This window comes from Amycolatopsis cynarae, assembly GCF_026802195.1.
Taxonomy (GTDB): domain Bacteria; phylum Actinomycetota; class Actinomycetes; order Mycobacteriales; family Pseudonocardiaceae; genus Amycolatopsis_E; species Amycolatopsis_E rhizosphaerae.
Genome location: NZ_CP113836.1, coordinates 7312505 through 7331205, shown reverse-complemented (window position 1 = coordinate 7331205; position 18701 = coordinate 7312505). Strand labels below are relative to the sequence as shown.

20 protein-coding genes are annotated in these 18701 nt (G+C 70.8%); 1 reads left to right on the top strand and 19 read right to left on the bottom strand.

Annotated elements, in window-relative coordinates; genetic code table 11:
* Positions 1 to 25: 25 nt before the first annotated feature.
* From ORV05_RS35640 to ORV05_RS35610, 7 genes are all read right to left on the bottom strand, one after another.
* A complete protein-coding gene (locus ORV05_RS35640) occupies positions 26 to 802 on the bottom strand; it encodes a type III pantothenate kinase (protein ID WP_268756255.1) in 777 nt (258 codons plus the stop codon).
* Positions 803 to 1297 (bottom strand): aspartate 1-decarboxylase, encoded by a 495-nt coding sequence (gene panD, locus ORV05_RS35635; protein ID WP_268756254.1) that lies wholly within the window; start codon positions 1295 to 1297, stop codon positions 803 to 805.
* 39 nt (positions 1298 to 1336) lie between these two features.
* A complete protein-coding gene (panC, locus tag ORV05_RS35630; protein WP_268756253.1) occupies positions 1337 to 2218 on the bottom strand; it encodes a pantoate--beta-alanine ligase in 882 nt (293 codons plus the stop codon).
* Positions 2215 to 3108 (bottom strand): Rossmann-like and DUF2520 domain-containing protein, encoded by an 894-nt coding sequence (locus ORV05_RS35625; protein ID WP_268756252.1) that lies wholly within the window; start codon positions 3106 to 3108, stop codon positions 2215 to 2217. The genes panC and ORV05_RS35625 overlap by 4 nt, the downstream gene beginning before the upstream one ends.
* Before the next feature lie 144 nt (positions 3109 to 3252).
* Entirely contained in the window at positions 3253 to 4356 is a 1104-nt protein-coding gene (locus ORV05_RS35620) for a PrsW family intramembrane metalloprotease (RefSeq protein ID WP_268760046.1), read from the bottom strand.
* Positions 4357 to 4461: 105 nt separating this feature from the next.
* A complete protein-coding gene (locus tag ORV05_RS35615; RefSeq protein WP_268756251.1) occupies positions 4462 to 5973 on the bottom strand; it encodes a DUF6779 domain-containing protein in 1512 nt (503 codons plus the stop codon).
* 69 nt (positions 5974 to 6042) lie between these two features.
* Positions 6043 to 6504: a DUF3180 domain-containing protein gene (locus ORV05_RS35610; protein ID WP_268756250.1), complete on the bottom strand. Its 462-nt coding sequence runs from the start codon at positions 6502 to 6504 to the stop codon at positions 6043 to 6045.
* Positions 6505 to 6556: 52 nt separating this feature from the next.
* On the opposite strand from ORV05_RS35610, the gene ORV05_RS35605 reads away from it, so the two are divergent.
* On the top strand, positions 6557 to 7495 hold the full coding sequence (locus ORV05_RS35605) for a helix-turn-helix domain-containing protein (RefSeq protein ID WP_407652649.1): 939 nt from the start codon (positions 6557 to 6559) through the stop codon (positions 7493 to 7495).
* Here the strand turns inward: ORV05_RS35605 and folK are convergent.
* The 12 genes from folK to ORV05_RS35545 form a co-directional block, all read right to left on the bottom strand.
* On the bottom strand, positions 7492 to 7995 hold the full coding sequence (folK, locus tag ORV05_RS35600; protein WP_268756248.1) for a 2-amino-4-hydroxy-6-hydroxymethyldihydropteridine diphosphokinase: 504 nt from the start codon (positions 7993 to 7995) through the stop codon (positions 7492 to 7494). The genes ORV05_RS35605 and folK overlap by 4 nt on opposite strands.
* Positions 7992 to 8351, bottom strand: a complete 360-nt coding sequence (gene folB / locus ORV05_RS35595; protein ID WP_268756247.1) for a dihydroneopterin aldolase — start codon at positions 8349 to 8351, stop codon at positions 7992 to 7994. Before folB ends, folK begins: the two co-directional genes overlap by 4 nt.
* Positions 8344 to 9144 (bottom strand): dihydropteroate synthase, encoded by an 801-nt coding sequence (folP, locus tag ORV05_RS35590; RefSeq protein ID WP_268760045.1) that lies wholly within the window; start codon positions 9142 to 9144, stop codon positions 8344 to 8346. Before folP ends, folB begins: the two co-directional genes overlap by 8 nt.
* A 32-nt stretch (positions 9145 to 9176) precedes the next feature.
* The gene (folE, locus tag ORV05_RS35585; protein ID WP_268760044.1) at positions 9177 to 9779 is read right to left on the bottom strand and encodes a GTP cyclohydrolase I FolE; all 603 of its coding nucleotides are present in this window, start codon (positions 9777 to 9779) and stop codon (positions 9177 to 9179) included.
* A complete protein-coding gene (gene ftsH, locus ORV05_RS35580) occupies positions 9769 to 12075 on the bottom strand; it encodes an ATP-dependent zinc metalloprotease FtsH (protein ID WP_268756246.1) in 2307 nt (768 codons plus the stop codon). Before ftsH ends, folE begins: the two co-directional genes overlap by 11 nt.
* Before the next feature lie 197 nt (positions 12076 to 12272).
* Positions 12273 to 13115: an ESX secretion-associated protein EspG gene (locus ORV05_RS35575; protein WP_268760043.1), complete on the bottom strand. Its 843-nt coding sequence runs from the start codon at positions 13113 to 13115 to the stop codon at positions 12273 to 12275.
* Between the two features lie 25 nt (positions 13116 to 13140).
* Positions 13141 to 13944 (bottom strand): ESX secretion-associated protein EspG, encoded by an 804-nt coding sequence (locus tag ORV05_RS35570; protein ID WP_268756245.1) that lies wholly within the window; start codon positions 13942 to 13944, stop codon positions 13141 to 13143.
* Between the two features lie 102 nt (positions 13945 to 14046).
* Complete coding sequence (locus ORV05_RS35565; RefSeq protein WP_268756244.1) at positions 14047 to 15441, bottom strand: hypothetical protein; 1395 nt, start codon at positions 15439 to 15441, stop codon at positions 14047 to 14049.
* Positions 15442 to 15461: 20 nt separating this feature from the next.
* Complete coding sequence (locus tag ORV05_RS35560; RefSeq protein ID WP_268756243.1) at positions 15462 to 15830, bottom strand: hypothetical protein; 369 nt, start codon at positions 15828 to 15830, stop codon at positions 15462 to 15464.
* 265 nt (positions 15831 to 16095) lie between these two features.
* Positions 16096 to 16650: a hypoxanthine phosphoribosyltransferase gene (gene hpt, locus ORV05_RS35555; protein WP_268756242.1), complete on the bottom strand. Its 555-nt coding sequence runs from the start codon at positions 16648 to 16650 to the stop codon at positions 16096 to 16098.
* 3 nt (positions 16651 to 16653) lie between these two features.
* The gene (gene tilS / locus ORV05_RS35550; protein WP_268756241.1) at positions 16654 to 17601 is read right to left on the bottom strand and encodes a tRNA lysidine(34) synthetase TilS; all 948 of its coding nucleotides are present in this window, start codon (positions 17599 to 17601) and stop codon (positions 16654 to 16656) included.
* Positions 17598 to 18659: a zinc-dependent metalloprotease gene (locus tag ORV05_RS35545; RefSeq protein ID WP_268760042.1), complete on the bottom strand. Its 1062-nt coding sequence runs from the start codon at positions 18657 to 18659 to the stop codon at positions 17598 to 17600. Before ORV05_RS35545 ends, tilS begins: the two co-directional genes overlap by 4 nt.
* Between the last annotated feature and the right edge of the window lie 42 nt (positions 18660 to 18701).

Genomic DNA, 18701 nt, shown 5'->3' with positions numbered 1-18701 from the left:
ACTTCGTGAACGACGTTTTGGCCCGTCACCGCAGTTGACGTTCGAACGCCAGGCGCAGGCCCAGCAGCGTCAGATCGGGGATGTGCTCGGTGATGGTCTCCGACTCCCCGAGCACCAGGGGCGCGAGCCCGCCCGTGGCGAGCACGGCGACCTCTCCGCTGTCCGGAAGTTTCGACAGTTCCTTCACGAAGCGCCGGACCAGGCCGTCGACCTGCCCGGCGAAACCGTAGAGAATCCCGGACTGCAGGCATTCCACGGTGTTCTTTCCGATCACCGATCGCGGCCGGACCAGCTCCACCTTGCGCAGCGCGGCCGCACGCGAGGCCAGCGCGTCGACCGAAATGTCGATTCCGGGCGCGAACGCCCCGCCGAGGAACTCGCCGCGCGCCGAAATCGCCTCCACGTTGGTGGAAGTGCCGAAATCGACCACCACGCAGGCGTTGCTGTGCAGGTGGTGTGCGGCAAGGGTGTTCACCAGCCGGTCCGCCCCGACCTCGCGCGGGTTGTCCACCAGCAGGGGCACCCCGGTGCGCAGGCCGGGCTCCACCACGACCTTCGGCACCCGCGCGTAGTAGCGCGACAACATCACGCGCAGTTCCCGGAGCACGGCGGGCACCGTGGACAGCGCGCTGATCCCGGTGATCTCGTCCGCGTGGACGCCGAGCAGTCCGCGCATGGTCAGTGCCAGCTCGTCGGCGGTCATCTGCGCATCGGTGCGCATCCGCCAGTCGCCGACCAGCTCGGGCCCCTGGTAGAGCCCGAGCACGATGTTCGTGTTGCCGACGTCGATGGCGAGCAGCAACTAGTTCTCCGCGTGCAGCAGCGCGTCGAGCCGGGCCGCGTCGACCGTTTCAGCTCCCGGAAAGGAGGTTTCGAACGGCTGGGCGGCCGCGGTGGCCCCGCTGACCAGGCCCGACCCCTCGGGCGCGTGCGCCGCATCGGTACCGGCATGGGCGATCTGGTTGTCCGCGTTGACGAACACGATCCGCGGCTGGAAGCTCACCGCCTCGGCCTGGTCCATCTGGGCATAGGAGATCAGGATGACCAGATCGCCGGGATGCACCAGGTGCGCCGCGGCGCCGTTGATGCCGATCACCCCGCTGTCGCGCGGACCTGCGATCACATAGGTCTCCAGCCGCGCCCCGTTCGTGACGTCCACAATGGACACCTGCTCGCCCGGCAACAGGTCGGCTGCCTCCATCAGCGCCTCGTCGATGGTGACCGAGCCCACATAGTGCAGATTCGCCTGGGTGACGGTCGCGCGGTGGATCTTCGATTTCAGCATGGTGCGGTACATGACTCTCCCTCTCTGGTGAAAGCGCGCGGCAACGCCGCGTCATTCGCCTGCCGCGCCGAGCAGGACACCCACGTTGTCGATCAGCCGGGTCTTGCCCACCCGGGCCGCGACCAACAGCCGTGCCTCCCCATCGACGGGCGCCGGACCAAGATCGGTTCCCCGCAGTTCCAGATAATCCACGACGACCCCCGGCTTCGCCGCGAGCGTCTCCCGTGCCGCCGACAGCACCGCCTCGGCCCCCTTGCTGCCGAAATGCGCTCCCGCGGTCAGTGCGGCGGACAACGCCACCGCGTCTGCCCGCTCCTTCTCCGACAGGTAGACGTTGCGCGAGGACAGGGCGAGGCCGTCCTGCTCACGCACCGTCGGCACGCCGATCACCTTCACCGGAAGGTTCAGATCGGCCACCATCCGCCGGATCAGCACCAGCTGCTGGTAGTCCTTCTCCCCGAAGAACGCGTAGTCCGGGCGCACGATGTTGAACAGCTTCGCCACCACGGTGAGCACCCCGGCGAAATGCCCCGGCCGCGCCGCGCCCTCCAACTCGTCCCCGAGCGGCCCGGGCTGCACCGTCACCGCGTGCCCGTCCGGGTAGAGGTCGGCCGCCTTCGGCACGAACGCCAGTTCGGCACCGATTTCCGAGAGCACCTCGAGATCCCGCTCCAGCGGACGCGGATAGGCCTCGAAATCCTCCCCGGCCCCGAACTGGAGGGGATTGACGAAGATCGAGGCACCCACCACCGTGCCCGGCAGCCGCTTGGCGCGGCGCAGCAACTCGCGGTGCCCGGCGTGCAGGGCCCCCATGGTGGGCACCAGCGCGACCTTCCGGCCGACGGCGCGCAGTGCCGCCGTCACCCGGCTGACCTCGTCCGGGGTCTGGAAGGTGTTGAGCTGGCCGCGCGTGAATTTCGGTGAGGTGGTCACGAGTCTTCCGGTCCTTCGAGGAGTTCGGTGATTTCGGCGGCGCCGTCCCGGCCCAGCAGGCCGGCCGCCGAGGCGCGCGCGGCGGTCCGCCGGGCGAGCACGGTATAGCAGTCGGTGGCGTTCGGCGCCTGGTCCGCCAGCACGTCCAGATGCTTGCGGACGGTGCCGGTGTCGCCCCGGGCCACCGGCCCGGTGAGGGCGCGGTCGCCGTGCCGCAGGACGTTGTCCAGCGCGGCCGACAACAGCGGGCCGAGCATGCGCTCGGGGTCGGCGATACCGGCCCCGGCAAGCAGGTCCACGCAGTCGGCGACCAGGGTGACCAGGTGGTTGGCCCCGTGGGCCAGCGCGGCGTGGTAGAGCGGGCGGGCCGCCTCCGGCACCCGCACCGGCTCGGCGCCCATCTCCACGGTCAGCGCCTCGCCGACGTTCCAGGCCGCCTCGTTGCCCGGTTCGGCGGTCACTCCCACGGTACAGGCCGCCATCCGCTGGAGGTCCTCTTCCCGGCCGGTGAAGGTCATCACGGGATGCAGTGCCAGCGGAAGCGCACCGGCCTCCGCGGCCGGGCGCAGCACCGAAACCCCGTGCGCACCGGAGGTGTGGATGACGATCTGTCCCGCTCGCCAGGCACCGGTCGCGGCGAGCCCCGTCACCAGACCGGCGAGGACGTCGTCGGGCACCGCGAGCAGCACCAGATCGGCCGCCGCGACGGTCTCGTCCGGGGGCAGCAACGGCACCCCGGGCAGCAGGCGTTCGGCTCTGCGGTGGGAATCGGCGGAAATCCCGGACGCGGCGACAACGGTGTGCCCGGCACGGGCCAGCGCAGCACCGAGCACGCTGCCCACCCGGCCTGCGGACACCACACCGACGGCGAGCCTGGCCGGCCGGTTCATGGCGTGCCCCGATGGACGCTCATGGCAAAGCTCCTCAACTCGTTCCAGTCCCACTCTTCCTCGCGGGTACCGGACGACGGCGCGAGAGTAGCCCGGACCTGCGGTTAAGCGCCGGGCTAGGTGACCAGCTTCACCCGGCCCGGGTCACTCGGCCCTGCCGTCTCCCCCGGCCAGCCGGACCGCTTCGGCGCGAGAAGTGTGCAGCAGGGCGAGCAGTTCCCGCTCCCGGGCCGCTACGGCCCGCGCCCGGTCCCTGGTGAGGAATGCGAGCTGGGTCACGCTGGCCTGGTAGGCCGCCACGGCCCTGGCCGCGCGCCTTCCGGACTCCTTGCGCGCCTGCCGCCGCCACGTCCGGCGGCCGGTGAGGCTCGACAGCAGTTCGACCTCCGAGGCCGCGATCCACTGCCGCCGCACCATCTTCGGCAGCGCGGACTCGATGATCCGCTGCTCCCGGCGGCGCTGGAACATCACCAGCAGCAGCACCGCGATGAACATCGGCACCATGATCAGGAAGTACACGTTCAGGAAGGTCTTCGCACCGCCAAGGGTGGCGGCGCCGTTCCACAGCGCATGCAGGCAGACCGCGGCCAGATAACCGCCCAGTGGCGCCAGGATCCGGATGGCGCGGCCGGCCGCCCCGGCGGCGACCCCGATACCGATCCCGGTCAGTGCGGCGAAAAGCGGATGGGTGAACGGGGAGAGCACGCCCCGCAGCACGAACGCGGCGATCACCCCGGCGCTGGTCCCGTTGCCGAACCCGTACTCGGCGAAGGCCCGGCCGAAGTAGTAGATGTTCTCGGTGAACGCGAAACCCGCGGCGGTGAACCCGGCGTAGACGATCCCGTCGATGATCCCGTCGAACTCCTCGGACCGGCGCCACAGCACCGCCAGCACGAACAGCCCCTTCGCCGCCTCCTCCACCAGCGGCGCCGAGATCAGCGCGCTGACCTTGCTGCCCTTGCCGTTGCCCAGCAGGAGATCACCGACCGTCTCGGCGGTGTTGTTGATCAGCAGCGCGGTGACCGTTGCGATGCACGCGCCCCAGGCGAACGCGAGCAGGAGCAGTTTGGCCGGTTCCGGTTCCCAGCGATCCACCCACAGGAAGGCCGCGACGACCACGATGACGGGGATCAGCGCGGCAGCCGTTCCGATCGCGACCGCGAGCAGGCCGACCCGGACGGTGGCCAGCGCCAGCAGGGTCAGGCCGCACACGGCGACCACGATGAGGCCGAACACGGGCAGCAGCACGGTGATCCTGCGGGGTGCCGTCACAGCGGGGAACTCTACGGTGACGCACCGGCGGTCCCAGCGGCACCGCCGACGCCAGCGTCAGGCGGGCCTGGTATTGCGCGCTCAGTCGACGGCGCGACGGCGCCGGCGCGGGATCGCGTCGGTCTTCGCGCCATGAGCGGCCAGCAGGTCGCTGACCGACCGCCCCGCGGAGTGCGAACCGGCATCCGGTTCCTCGGCCACCGGCTCCTCGACGGCTTCCGGCTTGGCGTGACTCCCCGCGGCGTGGCCCCCCGGCGCCTGCCATGACGGCTGTTCCCCGTCCGCGCGGTGCCGTCGGCCACCGGCCGAATGATCGGCCGGGGCGGCGGGCGCGAGCGGCGTCTCGGTCACGAGTGCCTCGGCGTCCTCGGCGGCACGGCGACGGCGGCCACCACGGCGGCCCTCCTGTGCCCGGCGCCGGACCTCCTCGGGCAGCGTCGGGTTGCTGACCGCGGCCTCCTCGTCGACCGCAGCCGGCTGCGGCGCCTTGGGCGGCTCCGGCAGCGGCAGGGCCTGCGAACCCCCGGACGGCTTCGGGGCTTCCGGCGTGCGTTGCGGCGCCTTCACCACCGGAGCCGGTTCCGGCGCCTGCGGGAGGACGTTTCCCGCGTCCTTCGTGACGGCCGGTAGCCCGGCGGCAGTCCGCTCGATGCCCTTGCCCTGCCAGCCGTCGGTCCACTCGGGGTCGAGGGCCTTCGACAACTGGGTCGGCTGTTCCGCCGGGCCGGGCTTGGGCGGTTCGGGCTGGCGAGGCCGCTCCGGCGGGCCGAACGCGGGGCGGAGCGAGTCGGCCGGTTCGGGCCGGCGCGGCTTGCCGGGCGGCGGCGAAACCGGTTTCCGCTGGCCGGTCTGCTCGGCGCGCGCCTCCGCGGCGGCCTTCGCCACGCTCGCGGCGACACTGGTCCGGACCACGCGAGTGGATTCGTTCTTCACCATGCGGCGAGGCGGCAGGTCGAGGGAGCGTTCGGGCCGCCGGGGTTCCGGCGCGGCCGGGCGCGAGGCGCGGGCCGGCTGCTTCTCCCGGACGCGCTCGATCAGTTCGGTCGGACGATCGGCGGCGGCGACCTCCCTGGCGGGGACCGCGGTGATCTGCGCCCGACCGCTGCTGGATTCGACGAGCCGCTTGTCCTCACCCAGCGACCGCATGCGGGTCGCTTGCGCGGTCAGCGCCACTCGCTCGAGCAGCACTTCACCGCCGAAGAGGGATTGGAGATTGTCCCGCAGCGCCATCACCTCGGCGCGCAAGGCGTCGAGCTCGGCTCGTGACTGGTTCTCGGCACGGCTGCGCGACTCGGCCTCGATCTCGAGTTCGAACTCCCGCCGGGCGGCGATCTCCCGCTCCAGCTCCAGCTCGTAGACCTCCTGCGCCTGCGCGACCGCTTCCTCCGTGCTGGACACGTGTTTGCGGTACTTCACCGCGAGGAAGGCGCCGACCAGTGCGGCCCACAACGCGGCGACGATGCCGAGCCTCAGGTACCGGATGTCGTCGGCGAGAACGAGCGCAACGGTCGCCCCCAGGGCGAGAACCAGGCCGACGAGGAACCAGGGTCTGCCCGCAAGGCGGCCACGAGAGTCGTCACCTACGCCAGTCATGCCCAACACCGTACCCGCTAGTTATCCGTCCGAGACCTACTTAGTACTTCGAGCGGTCGCTTCTGATCGTTAACCGGTCCGGTGCTGATCGGGGTCCCGGTCACTGTTGTCCGGTGTCCGGCAGCAGTGTTCGAGCCACAACGCCCCCGCGATCAGTGCCGCCGCACTGGCCCCGCCGATGATCGCGGCCCGCACGTCGCCCGCGGCCGCGGTCACCAGAGCGGCCCGCGGGACCAGTGCCGCAAGCACGCCGAGCCACCCCCCGAGCATGAGCGCACCGAGAAGCGAAGACGCTTTCGCCAGCGCCACCGCCCTGGCCACCGCGATCGCGCCGAGCAGCCGTCCGGTCCGGATGCGACCGCGGATGGCGAACGCCAGCACGGCTTCGATCACGGCGAGCACGAGCAGCGTCGCCCCGGCGAACCTCGGCAGCGTCGGCAGCGACCCGTAGAAGAACTTGAACGCGACGTAGGCCGGCACGAGACCGATCAGCCCGGCGACCAGCAGTTCGCGGGGCCGAGTGAAATGCATACCGCCACGGTACCGTGCGAGGCTTGACCCTCCAGTGGATGGAGACTCCAGCATGGGCGGTGTGAGCAGGACGTTCACCATCGGCGAGCTGGCTCGCCGCACCGGTGTCCCGGTCAAGACGATCAGGTTCTATTCCGATGAGGGACTGCTCCCACCGACCGACCGCACGTACTCCGGCTACCGCCTCTACGACACCCGGTCACTGGCCCGGCTCGAGCTGATCAAGACGCTCCGCGAGCTCGGCCTCGGCCTGGCCGAGATCGCACAGGTGCTGGCCGAAGAAGTCACCGTGCCCCGGCTGGCGGCGCGGCACCTTGCCGCGCTCGACGAGCAGATCCGCCGTCTCCGCCTGCGACGGGCGGTGCTGCGCGCGGTCGTGAAACGAGAGTCCGAGCTGGAGGAAGTGAAATTGATGAACAAACTGGCTTCGATGTCCGACGAGGAACGCGTGCGGCTGCTGGACGAGTTCTGGGCGGAGATGGTCGACGGGCTCACCGTCGACTCGGAGTTCTTCGCGGGTATGCGATCGGCGAAACCGGCGCTACCGGACGATCCGAGCCCCGAGCAGGTCGAGGCCTGGGCGGAGTTCGCCGAACTCATCCAGGACCCCGGATTCCGGCAGGCGATCCGGGCGATGAGCGAGCAGCACGCCGCCGCCCTCGCCGCGGGAGAGGAAATACGTCCCCTGCACGAGTACCGGTCGAACTGGTTCCAGTGGAACGCCCGGGCCGAGGAGCACCTGAAGGCGGGCCTGGCGCCCACTTCATCCGAGGGCCGGGCACTGGCCGGTGAGATCGCCGGCGCCTTCGCCCGCGACGGGCAGAACCCGGACGATCCGGCCTTCCGCCGGGAACTGGCGGATCGGTGCGCCGCGGGCAACGACGCACGCGCCGAACGCTACTGGCAGCTGCTCGCGATCATGAACGGCTGGACCCCGTTCCCCAGCCAGCACGCGGGCACAGAGTGGATCATCGCCGCGCTGCGCGGCTAGGAGTCCGGCCGGAGGGACAGGTCGGGCCGGGGATGCACCCCGGCCCGATCGGCCTCGGGCAACGCGGCGAGCAGGTCGCGGACGGGGCCGTGGCCGGGCAGGACGGCGTCCGGTTCGATTTCGAGCCATGGGACGAGCACGCTGGCGCGTCCGGGCGTGCCGGGATGCGGCAGCAGCAGTTCCGGATCGTCCGAGGTGACCCCGTCCACGGTCACCACGTCCACATCGAGGGTGCGCGGCCCCCAGCGCAGGTCGCGCACCCGCCCCGCCGCCCGCTCCAGCGCCTGCCCGGCGCGCAGCCACGCCCAGTGGTCGCGTGCCGGATCGTCCACCACGCACACCGCGTTGAGGAAGTCCGGCTGGTCCTCGACCCCCCACGGTTTCGTCTCGTAGACCGTCGACACGGCACGCACGGCCGGACCGAGGCCGGTCATCACCGAACGCAGGAACCCGAGCCGGTCGCCCAGGTTCGAGCCGAGGGAAAGGACAGCGCGGCTCATCGGTCCCGTCGCACGGTCACCGCCACATCATCGAAGGTGAGCGGGATCGGCGCGGCGGGCTTGTGCACGGTGACCTCGACGGCGTGCACCCGCTCGTCGCGGACCACCTCGTCGGCGATCTTCCCGGCCACGCTCTCGATCAGGTCGTAGGGCTCGCCGCCGACGATGCCCGCCGCCATTTCCGCGAGTTCGCCGTAGTGCAGCGTGTGCTTCAACTCGTCGGTCGTGGCGGCCGGGGAGAGATCGAGCCACACGGTGATGTCGACGACGAATTCCTGTCCATCGCGCTTCTCGTGCTCGAACACGCCGTGGTGACCGAATACGCGCAGCCCGGTCAGCGTGATCCGGTCAGACATCGCCCCGCCGCCAGGCCCTGGCCACCGCGACCGCGTCGAGCGAGGCGCCCACCGAATGCACCCGCACACCCCAGGCGCCAGCGGCCGCGGCCAGCGCGGAGATCGCGGCCGTGGCGTCCTCACGCCCGTCGGGCGGCCTCGGCTCGCCGTTCTCCCCGGCGAGGAGCCTTCCGAGAAAACGCTTTCGAGAAGCGCCCACCAGAACCGGGAAACCCATTTCGAGGAAGACGTCCAGATCGTGCAGAAGTGCCCAGTCGTGCTCGGCGCGCTTGGCGAAACCGAGCCCCGGGTCGAGCACGATGTTTTCCGAAGCCACCCCGGCGGCGAGAGCCGCATCCACCCGCGCCGAAAGCTCGTCGCGCACCTCGGTGACCACATTCGTGTAGACGGCGAGCGCGTTCATGTCCTTGCTGTGGCCACGCCAGTGCATCAGCACCCAGGGGGCGCCGGTCCCGGCCGCCACCTTCGCCATGGCCGGATCGGCCAGCCCGCCCGAGACGTCGTTGATGATCGAGGCCCCCGCGTCCAGCGCGGCCTCGGCCACCGCCGCCCTCGTGGTGTCCACCGACAGGCACAGGCCGTCCGCCGCGAGCGCCCGCACCACCGGCACCACGCGGGCGATCTCGGTCTCGGCATCCACCCGGGCGGCGCCGGGCCGGGTCGACTCGCCACCCACATCGATCACGTCCGCGCCCCGCCCCCACATTTCATGTGCGTGCGCCAGCGCGGAGTCCCGATCGAGGTACCGGCCGCCGTCGGAGAAGGAATCCGGAGTGACGTTGAGGACGCCCATCACCACGCAGCGCCCGGGAGCGGGCAGCGCGTTCACCGTCGCCCCTTGATCAGCTCCAGTGCCTCGGCGCGGGTCGAAGCCTGCGTCTGCAGCACACCCCGCACCGCCGAGGTGGTGGTCCGTGCCCCGGCCTTGCGGATGCCGCGCATCGACATGCACAGGTGCTCCGCCTCGATCACCACGATGACGCCCCGCGGCTCGAGCCTCCGGTTCAGCGCGTCGGCCACCTGCGAGGTGAGCCGCTCCTGCACCTGGGGGCGTTTGGCGTACAGATCGACCAGCCGGGCCAGCTTCGACAGCCCGGTCACCTTCCCGTGCGCGTTCGGGATGTACCCGACGTGCGCGACGCCGTGGAACGGGGCCAGATGGTGCTCGCACATCGAGTACAACGGGATATCGGTGACCAGGACCAGTTCTTCGTGCGACTCGTCGAAGGTCCGGTCGAGCACCTTGTCGGGATCTTCGTACAGCCCCGCGAACATCTCCTGGTACGCCCGCGCGACCCGGGCCGGGGTGTCCCGCAGGCCATCCCGATCCGGATCCTCACCCACCGCCAGCAACAGCTCACGCACGGCCTTCTCGGCCCGTGCCTGGTCGAACACCGGCCCGGATTCGCGGGTCAGCTCACTGTCGATGTTGACCGTCCTGCTCGTCGGGCTCGGGACGCCGGCCCTCACCCGGGTTCTGCCGCCACTCGTCGGTCGGCGGCCGCCAGCCGGTGTTGCCGCCCGGCTGCGTGGCCGGGGTCCACCCGGGGGGCGCGCCGTAGTTCGGCGGGCCACCCGCCGCGCCACCCGAAGGCTGCGGCCACTGGCCGGTGCCGTTCGGGCGACCACCGTTGGGCGGCGGGTATCCGCCACCGGCAGGCGGAGCGTACGGGTTCGACGGGGGCTCGGGCTGCGCGTACGGCGGCCCGCCCGGCAGATCGGACCCGCCCGGCGCGGTGCCGACCGGCGCCGGTACCCGCGGTGCGGGCTTCTTCTCCTCCGGCGGCCACGGTTCACCGCGCTCCATCGCCAGCTCGCCCGGCGTCTTGATCGGCGGCTTGTCCGACGGGATGCGCTCCCCGAACTCGTTGAACACGGTGATGTGCGGGCGCTTCTCCACCGTGGCGAAGATCCGCTCCAGGTCCTTGCGCTGGAGGGTCTCCTTCTCCAGCAGCTCCATCACCAGGTCGTCGAGCACGTCTCGGTAGGTGTTGAGGACCTCGTAGGCCTCGGTGTGCGCGGTCTCGATGAGCTTGCGGACCTCTTCGTCGATCTCGTGCGCGACCTCGAGCGAGTAGTCCGCCTGACGGCCCGCGGAGCGCCCGAGGAACGGGTCACCCTGCTCCTGGCCGTACTTGACCGCGCCGAGACGGGCACTCATGCCGTACTCGGTCACCATCGCCTTGGCGATCTTGGTGGCCTGCTCGATGTCCGAGGAGGCACCCGTGGTCGGCTCGTGGAAGACGAGCTCCTCGGCGGTGCGCCCGCCCAGGGCGAACACCAGCCGGGCGATCATTTCCGAGCGCGTCATCAGCTGCTTGTCGTCCTCGGGCACGACGAGCGCGTGCCCGCCGGTACGCCCGCGCGGCAGGATGGTCAGCTTGTACACCGGCTCCAGGTCCGGCATCGCCCACGCGGCCAGCGCATGCCCGCCTTCGTGGTAGGCGGTGATCTTCTTCTCCTTCTCGGAGATGATCCGGCTCTTGCGCGCCGGGCCGCCGATCACGCGGTCCACCGACTCCTCGAGCGCCACATCGTTGATCACGTGGCCGTTCTGGCGCGCGGTGAGCAGCGCCGCCTCGTTGATCACGTTGGCCAGGTCCGCACCGGACATGCCCACGGTGCGCTTGGCCAGCGCGTCCAGGTCGACGTTCTGCGCCAGCGGCTTGCCCTTGGCGTGCACCTCCAGGATCGCGCGGCGGCCCCGCAGGTCCGGGGCGGACACCGGGATCTGCCGGTCGAACCGGCCGGGGCGCAGCAGCGCCGGGTCGAGGATGTCGGGCCGGTTGGTGGCGGCGATCAGGATGATGCCGCCGCGCGAGTCGAACCCGTCCATCTCGACGAGCAGCTGGTTCAGCGTCTGCTCGCGCTCGTCGTGCCCACCGCCGAGGCCGGCCCCGCGCTGGCGGCCGACCGCGTCGATCTCGTCGACGAAGATGATGCACGGCGCGTTCTGCTTGGCCTGTTCGAACAGGTCACGGACGCGGGAGGCACCGACACCGACGAACATCTCGACGAAGTCCGAACCGGAGATCGTGTAGAAGGGCACCCCGGCCTCACCGGCGACGGCCCTGGCGAGCAGCGTCTTACCGGTACCGGGCGGGCCGTAGAGCAGCACGCCCTTCGGGATCTTCGCGCCCAGCGCCTGGTAGCGCGCCGGGTTCTGCAGGAAGTCCTTGATCTCGTTGAGCTCTTCGACCGCCTCGTCGGCGCCCGCCACGTCACCGAAGGTGGTCTTGGGCATGTCCTTGTTCAGCTGCTTGGCCTTGGACTTGCCGAAGTTGAGGACCCGGTTGCCGCCGCCCTGCGCGTTGTTCATCATCCACATGAGCAGCAGGAGCAGCAGGCCCAGCGGGATCATGTAGATGAGCAGCTGCGAGATCCACGACTGCTGGGTGACCGTGGTGGCGAACTTCACGTTCGGCTTGGAGATCAACAGGTCGTAGATGGACCGCGTCGCGTCGGACGGGTACGGCGTGATGACCTGGTCGACCTGCTGGCCGTCGACGTCGATCTTGTTGTTGAGCGACAGCTTGAGCTGCTGCTCCTTGTCCTGGAGGTTCGCTTCCTTCACATTGCCCGCGTTGATCTGCGCGATCGCTTGTGAAGTCGGAACCTGGGTGTAACCGCGGTTGCTGTCGAACACGCTGCTGAACAAGAAGTAGAGCAGCAGAACCGCGACGATCCACAGAAGTGGGTTCTTGAGCAGGCGCTTCCGGTCCATATGCCTCGGCCGTGCTGGCCTTGACCCTCCCTGGTTAGGCGGTAGATGGTGACATCCGCCGTCACGGTGTAGACAACAACTAGCAGGGTGCGGGACACCCGTCTAACCAGGGTACAGTCCGGCCGACGTGGATACCTGCACGAGCCTCCGGCAGGTCAACGGTCGATCAGGGTCCGGGGTTCCCGGACCAGCCGGGATCAGCCCGAAACAAGCGAGACCATCTCCGTGAGCCTGGTGCGCAGCGTCTTGGTGTCGGCGGGAGCCACCGTCACCCATTCGCGGCCATCCGCGCCGGGACGGGCGAGGCTGAGATAGCGGCCGCTGGCCGTGTCGAACCAGGCCAGGACCGGTGAGCGCCGCCAGCCGCTGAGCTCGTTACGGCTGTTCGCGGCCAGCTGCCCGCCTCGCAGACGAGGCTGGCCGGCCAGCCTGGCGTAGGACTCGCGGGGATCGGCCACCTGGTCGCTCAGCGGCGACCTCCGTCGCGACCGCGGCTCCTCGGCGCCGCCACCGGCGGGCACCGCGACCCGGTTCGGCGGGATGCGCAGGGCCTCGGCCACCGGAAGAGTGATGGAGGCCTCGGTGCCCCGCGTGCCCGGCGGCAGCAGGTCGACCACCGCGGAGGCCAGCCCCTCGGCGAAGGTCGGCCGGAGCCAGATCCCGTCCGCGTTCTGGATGGCGATCACGCCCGTACGCCCGTCGGAGGCGGCGAGGATCCCCACCGGGGGCGCCTGGTAATCGGGGATGTGCAGCGCGTCGATCCGCAGCAGCGGCCGGGAGAGCACGGTGAGCCAGTCCTCGACATGGGGTTCGAGGCGGCCGAAGTGGTCGTGCAACCCCCGCGCCTTGAGCTCCTGGCGCGCCCGCTCCCGCAGCGAGACACGCTGAGCCTCGGTCTCCCCGTGGGAGCGGACCCGCAGCGGGTAGGGCAACTCGCCGAGCCCGCCCTCCTCCCAGAGGAAGTCGAAGGTCACCGGCGTGAAGAACTCGGCCTTGCCCGAACCGCCGCCCGGCCCGTCCGTGAACGCGCCCCCGCCGATCGGCCCCTCGGTCACCAGGTCCTCCTCACCAAGCCCCGCCCGGCGCCATGCTGGTGTTCGCGGCGCCGGAAAGCATCTCGTTCAGTCGATGGCGCAGGGACGCCGCGTCGGCGGGCGCGACGGTGATCCAGTCGCGGCCGTCGTGCCCACGGGTCGCCTGCGTGAAGTACCGGCCCGACTCGGTGTCGAACCAGCTCAGTACCGGCGAGCGCACCTTACCGCCCATCCTGCCGCGCGCGTTGGCCCCGATCTGCCCGCCCCGCAGCCGCGGCTGCGCCTGCAGCCTCGCCAGTGCCTTTCGGTCCTCGTCGGCGCCGGGCCTGCCGGTGGAGTCCGGCACCCGCCGCTGCAGGAAGTCCGCGCCGGTGCCGGTGAGCAACTGCTCTAGCGGCACCGTGATGGACTTTTCGCCACCGCGGGCGGCAGCGGGCAGCAGCGAGACGATCGCCGAGGCCAGCCCGTCGGCAGGCGCCGGGTGCAGGTGGGTGCCCCGCTCGTCCTGGACCGCGAGCACACCCTGCCCGCCCAGCGCGGCCGCCACCGCCAGCAGCGGCCGCGCGTTCGGCGCGGGCAGGTGTACCGAATCCAGGCTCACCTGGCAGGCGGAAAGCACCTCGAAGTAGTTCTCCACGTGCGGCTCGGGACGGCCACGGTCGTCCGCGAGCCCGCGCCGGGCCAGTTCCGTCAGTGTCTGGCGGCGCAACTGCCCGCGCTCGTCCATGGTCGCCCCGTGTGACCGGATCTCCAGCGGATAGGGCAGCTCACCGCCCCCGAACGACTCCCACAGGAAATCCAGCTCCAGCGGAGTAAGGAGCTCCGCTCGCGTCACGTTGTCCCCTCACCGCGACCGGCAGGCGACGTGGGTCGCCTGCCGGAGCGCTGTTCGAGTGCCGAAGGAGGGCCGTTGCGGCCGGGTGTCTTGCCGGGTGTTTCAGTCCTCGTCCTCGTCGGACCAGGCCCCGATCACCGGCGGCGCGGTCGCGACGTTGGCCCCGAAGGCCTCGTCCGGGTCGGCTTCGATGAGGAAGGACGCACGGTTGTGCTCCTGGTCCTCCTCCTGCTGGGCGTGCGCGCCGCCGCCCATTCCGCCCATCCCGCTCATCGGGGTCGCCGGGGTGTTCGCGCCGCCGATCGTGCCGTTGGCCGACACCACGGGGTGGTTCTGCGCCTGCTGCCCCGCGGCCTGCTGGCCCTGGTCGGAGGTCGCCGCGGCCGCGGTCTCGTCTTCGGCCTTGGCCCCGGACTTGTTGCCCCGGCCCAGCACCGCCTTGCCGGCGACCGCACCGAGACCGACACCCGCCAGTCCGAGCCCGACGCCGAGCGCCGCACTCCCGCCGTGTCCGGAGGAGGTGGGCACCGGGGTAGCGCCGGAGTGGGCACCCGCGCCGGAGACCGCGCCGGGGGCCGGGGGACCGGCCGGGGGACCGGCCGGGACGCCCTGGCCGGGGGCAGCCTGGCCCGGGGCACCGGCGAATTCGCCGCCACCCATCGCCGAGCCCCGCCCGCCGCCGAAATCGCCGCCGCCTGCCGACAGGCCGCTCACCGGGCCGAGCATGCCGCCGCCGTAGGCGCCGACGATGCCGCCGCCGGACCCGCCGACCGAGGAGGCCTTGGTGGCGCCGATCGAGCCGTCGGGCGGCAGCCCGAGCGATTCGGGGCCGAAGCTCGGCGTCGCGTTGTCCACTTCGGACATCGCCTGGGTGTAGGCGTTGAAGTACTGCACCTGCTGGGCGTGCACCGCCTTGGCGTCATCGGCCTGCTGCTTCATGTCCGCGACCATCGCCGCCGGACCGCCCGCCAGCATGGCCGCGGTCTGCCTCGCCGGGTCGAACTGCTTCGGCGCGGGCATCTTCTTGACCTCGGCGGCCGCCGAGGCCTGCTGGGCCAGCCGGTTCGACATCACGTGCGCGGCATCGCCCGCCTGCTTGCTGGAATTCGCGATGCCGACCAGCGCGCCCTGCGCGGAGGCCGCGCCCTGTCCGACCCAGGCGTTGCCGAGCTCGGTGATCGCGTTGTACAGGTCGTTGGCGGCCTGGTGCAGTTCGTCGCCGTGACTGCGCCACAGCTCACCGGTGGCCTGCGCGGTCGCCGGGTCGTTGTTCACCGTGGCACCCCGGTAGAGCTGGTCGCTCTCCTGCGCGGCCCAGTTCGGCGGGTCCCCGATCGCGCGGTCGTTGCCGTAGTCGAAACCGCCGGCGCTGTTGCGTGCCTGCGCGACGATCGCGGCGCTCTCGCCGTTGTCCCCGAGCTGGACGGTGCTGCCGACGGGAGTGGACGGCGCGCCCGCCGGGGTGGCGGGAGAATTACTGCTGCTCTGGTTAGCCATGACTGCTCAAGCCCCCTGTGTCACGCCCGCCCGGACAGCGCGTCCGCGGCATCCTGGTCGATCTGGTGGTAGTGCCGCATCGCGGCGAGGATCGCCTGCTCTGCCTGCTCGTACTGGGTGTAGAGGTTGCGCAGGGCGAGGGAGTAGGAGTCGCCGCCGCCGTCGGCGCGCTCGGCGAACTTGGCGGCGATCGCATCGCCGACCGGGTTCGCACCGAGCTTGGGGGCTTCGGCGAGCGAACCGGCATTGCGCAGGAGGTTCTCCACGGAGTCCTTCCCGGCGCGGATCTTCTTCAGCACGTTCTGCGCGGCATCCGGATCGACTCCCAGCTGGCCGTTCACCGCCGCGTTCCTGAACGCAGCCGCATCCGCGTAGCTGCTGTTCCCCATCAGTTCTCTCCTACCCCAAGTCGATGCTGCCGCACGTGCCCGCGCGACTACCCCTGTTCGCATAGGTTAACGCACCCGGTCGTCGTCTAGGACGCTTTCTCGGCACGTCGGGTTCCGCTTTCCCGCTCCGCACACAGCGTGTTCACCAGGGGTTTCCGTGGGCTGGGCCATTGGGCGTAATCCGGCGGCATGCGCGGACACGACGAAGGCCGCTTCCCCGCCGGCTCCGACGGAAAAGCGGCCTTCGCGACCTGGGGGAGCGCCGTCAGGCGCCGTAGACGCTGGGGTCCAGGGTGCCGATGTAGGGCAGGTCGCGGTAACGCTCCGCATAGTCCAGCCCGTAACCCACCACGAATTCGTTGGGAATGTCGAAGCCGATGTAGCGCACCGGTACGTCCACCTTGACCGCCTCCGGCTTGCGCAGCAACGAGCACACCTCCAGAGAAGCCGGGTTGCGGCTGGCTAGGTTCTTCAGCAACCACGACAGCGTGAGCCCGGAGTCGACGATGTCCTCGACGATCAGCACGTGACGGCCCGCGATGTCCCGGTCGAGGTCCTTGAGGATGCGTACCACGCCGGACGAGGAGGTCGACGAGCCGTACGAGGTGACCGCCATGAACTCCAGCTGCGCGGGCATCGGCAACGCCCTGGCGAAGTCGGTCATGAACATGACGGCGCCCTTGAGCACCCCCACCAGCAAGAGGTCGCCGGTGACGCCCTCCCGTTCGTAGTCGGCGGCGATCCCCTTGGCGAGTTCGTCGATCTTGTCCTGGATCTGCTGCTCGGTGACGAGCACGGAGGCGATCTCGCCCTCGTACACGGGTTAGTCCCCTCTTATTTCGCGACGATTCATGGCAAGCCTGCCATGTGTTCGCTCGACCACCAAACCGCCCGGCAGCCAGACCCCGCCCTGACCCCGCCACCGACCGACCAGCGCGTCGATCGAACGGAGGTGCGCGTCACTCAGGTCACGGGCGCCTCCGTCGAGCAGCCATCGGCGCAGCACCCGGCGCCGCAGCGCGGCGGGCACCGGGGTGAGAGCCTTCGCGTCGAGCGTCTCCCCCTCGCCACGCAGCTGTTCAGCCAGTAAATCAAGGGTTTCAAGGTCTTCACGGAGCTGCCGCGCGGTGCGGGCGAGAGCGGCCGCCACTCCACCCGAAAGCACGTCTTCGAGCAACGGCAGTACCTCGTTGCGCAAGCGGACACGGGTGAATCGGGAGTCGGAGTTGTGTGGGTCTTCCCACGGTTGGATTCCGAGCACATCGCACGCCTCGCGGGTGACCGCCCGGGGCAGCTCGAGCAGCGGGCGCCCCCACGGCGGGTCCAGCGGCCGCATCCCGGCGACCGAGCGCGGCCCTGAACCGCGGCCGAGGCCGAGCAGCACCGTCTCGGCCTGATCGTCGCGAGTGTGCCCCAGCAGCACGAGTTCCCCGCCGTGCTCCGACAACGCCTCATACCGAGCACGCCGGGCCGCCGCCTCGAGCCCGCCCGGTCCGAAGACCGAGACCCTCAGCACCTCGGCCTCGGCCACCCCAAGTTCCCGCGCGGTCTTCGCCGCGTTCTCCGCGACCTCGGCCGAGCCCTCCTGCAACCCGTGATCGACCACGAGCGCGCGCACGCGCACGCCCGCGCGATGTGCGTAGTGTGCCGCGGCCTCGGCCAGTGCCAGTGAATCCGCGCCACCGGAAACGGCGACGGAGAAGTCCGCCGGTTCGAGTCCGCCCAGGAACTCGCGCACCGCGCGGCGGACCGTCAGCAGCGCCTCGCTCACCCGTGGACGCGCCGGACCCACGCCGCCGGATCGGCGATCTCGGCCCGCGTGGGCAGGGTGTTGGGCGAGGTCCACACCACATTGAACCCGGCCATCCCCACCCGGTCGATCACCTGGCGGGTGAACGCCGCGCCCTGCGCGTACTGGCGGATCTTCGCGTCCACCCCGAGCAGGCTGCGCAGGACCCGGTCCAGCAGCCCGCCGCCGCGGCGACGCGCCGTGAAACGGGCTCGGATCGTCTCGACCGCGGGCACCACGCTCGGGCCGACCGCGTCCATCACGTAGTCCGCGTGCCCCTCCAGCAGGGTGGACAGCGCCAGCAGGCGTTCGAAGACCTCGCGCTGCTGCGGCGAACGCATCAGCTGGGTCAGTGCCACCACCCCGTCGGCCTTGCTGCGCTTGACCTCCCGGAACGCGTCGGGTAGCCGCCCCAGCAGATCGGAGAGCCCTTCGTCGGCCCCGGCGAGCCCGCCGACCAGTCGCTCGACCTCGTCGGCGAAGTAGTCCCGCAGCCAGTTCACCGCGGTGAACTGCAGCCGGTGCGTGCACTCGTGCAGGCAGACCCACATCCGGAAGTCCCGGCCGGGCACCTGCATCGCGTGCTGGGCGGTGACCACGTTGGGCGCCACCAGCAGCAACTGCCCGCCACGTCCTGGCCCGCCGAATGGGTCGTACTGGCCGAGCACCCGCGAAGCGAGGAAGGCCAGCACCACCCCGGTCTGCACCCCGGCACTGCCGGCGAGCACCGGGGAGAGCGGGTTGGCCGGCAGCGCCCGCAACGCCTTCCCGGTCAGCGCGTCCAGGCCAGCCGCCGCGGACCGCACCCACCCCGGCCGGTCCACCACCTGGCCGGGCAGCAGGGACAACCCGGCGCCGAGTCCGGTCAGCTCACGGACATGCGCCTCCGCGTCGACCGTCAGTTCGCGCAGTTCGGAGACTGCCAGCGACGCCTCCTCACGCGAGACGTTCGGGCCGCCCCGCACCAGGAACGCGCCCGTGGACGCGGCGAGCGACCAGTCCACGACCGGCCGGAAGTTGTCCTCGCCCACTGTTCCCATCACCCGATCCACGGTTGTCGCTCCCAAGTTCAGCGGAAACGC

What these genes read in the sequence shown, in the direction of transcription:
- ORV05_RS35610 (WP_268756250.1), bottom strand. Translation starts at nt 6,504, where the DNA reads ATGCATTTCACTCGGCCCCGCGAACTGCTGGTCGCCGGGCTGATCGGT.
- ORV05_RS35565 (WP_268756244.1), bottom strand. Translation starts at nt 15,441, where the DNA reads ATGGCTAACCAGAGCAGCAGTAATTCTCCCGCCACCCCGGCGGGCGCG.
- ORV05_RS35545 (WP_268760042.1), bottom strand. Translation starts at nt 18,659, where the DNA reads ATGGGAACAGTGGGCGAGGACAACTTCCGGCCGGTCGTGGACTGGTCG.
- ftsH (WP_268756246.1), bottom strand. Translation starts at nt 12,075, where the DNA reads ATGGACCGGAAGCGCCTGCTCAAGAACCCACTTCTGTGGATCGTCGCG.
- folK (WP_268756248.1), bottom strand. Translation starts at nt 7,995, where the DNA reads ATGAGCCGCGCTGTCCTTTCCCTCGGCTCGAACCTGGGCGACCGGCTC.
- ORV05_RS35615 (WP_268756251.1), bottom strand. Translation starts at nt 5,973, where the DNA reads ATGACTGGCGTAGGTGACGACTCTCGTGGCCGCCTTGCGGGCAGACCC.
- folP (WP_268760045.1), bottom strand. Translation starts at nt 9,144, where the DNA reads ATGGGCGTCCTCAACGTCACTCCGGATTCCTTCTCCGACGGCGGCCGG.
- folB (WP_268756247.1), bottom strand. Translation starts at nt 8,351, where the DNA reads ATGTCTGACCGGATCACGCTGACCGGGCTGCGCGTATTCGGTCACCAC.
- ORV05_RS35605 (WP_407652649.1), top strand. Translation starts at nt 6,557, where the DNA reads ATGGGCGGTGTGAGCAGGACGTTCACCATCGGCGAGCTGGCTCGCCGC.
- ORV05_RS35625 (WP_268756252.1), bottom strand. Translation starts at nt 3,108, where the DNA reads ATGAACCGGCCGGCCAGGCTCGCCGTCGGTGTGGTGTCCGCAGGCCGG.
- panD (WP_268756254.1), bottom strand. Translation starts at nt 1,297, where the DNA reads ATGTACCGCACCATGCTGAAATCGAAGATCCACCGCGCGACCGTCACC.
- ORV05_RS35560 (WP_268756243.1), bottom strand. Translation starts at nt 15,830, where the DNA reads ATGGGGAACAGCAGCTACGCGGATGCGGCTGCGTTCAGGAACGCGGCG.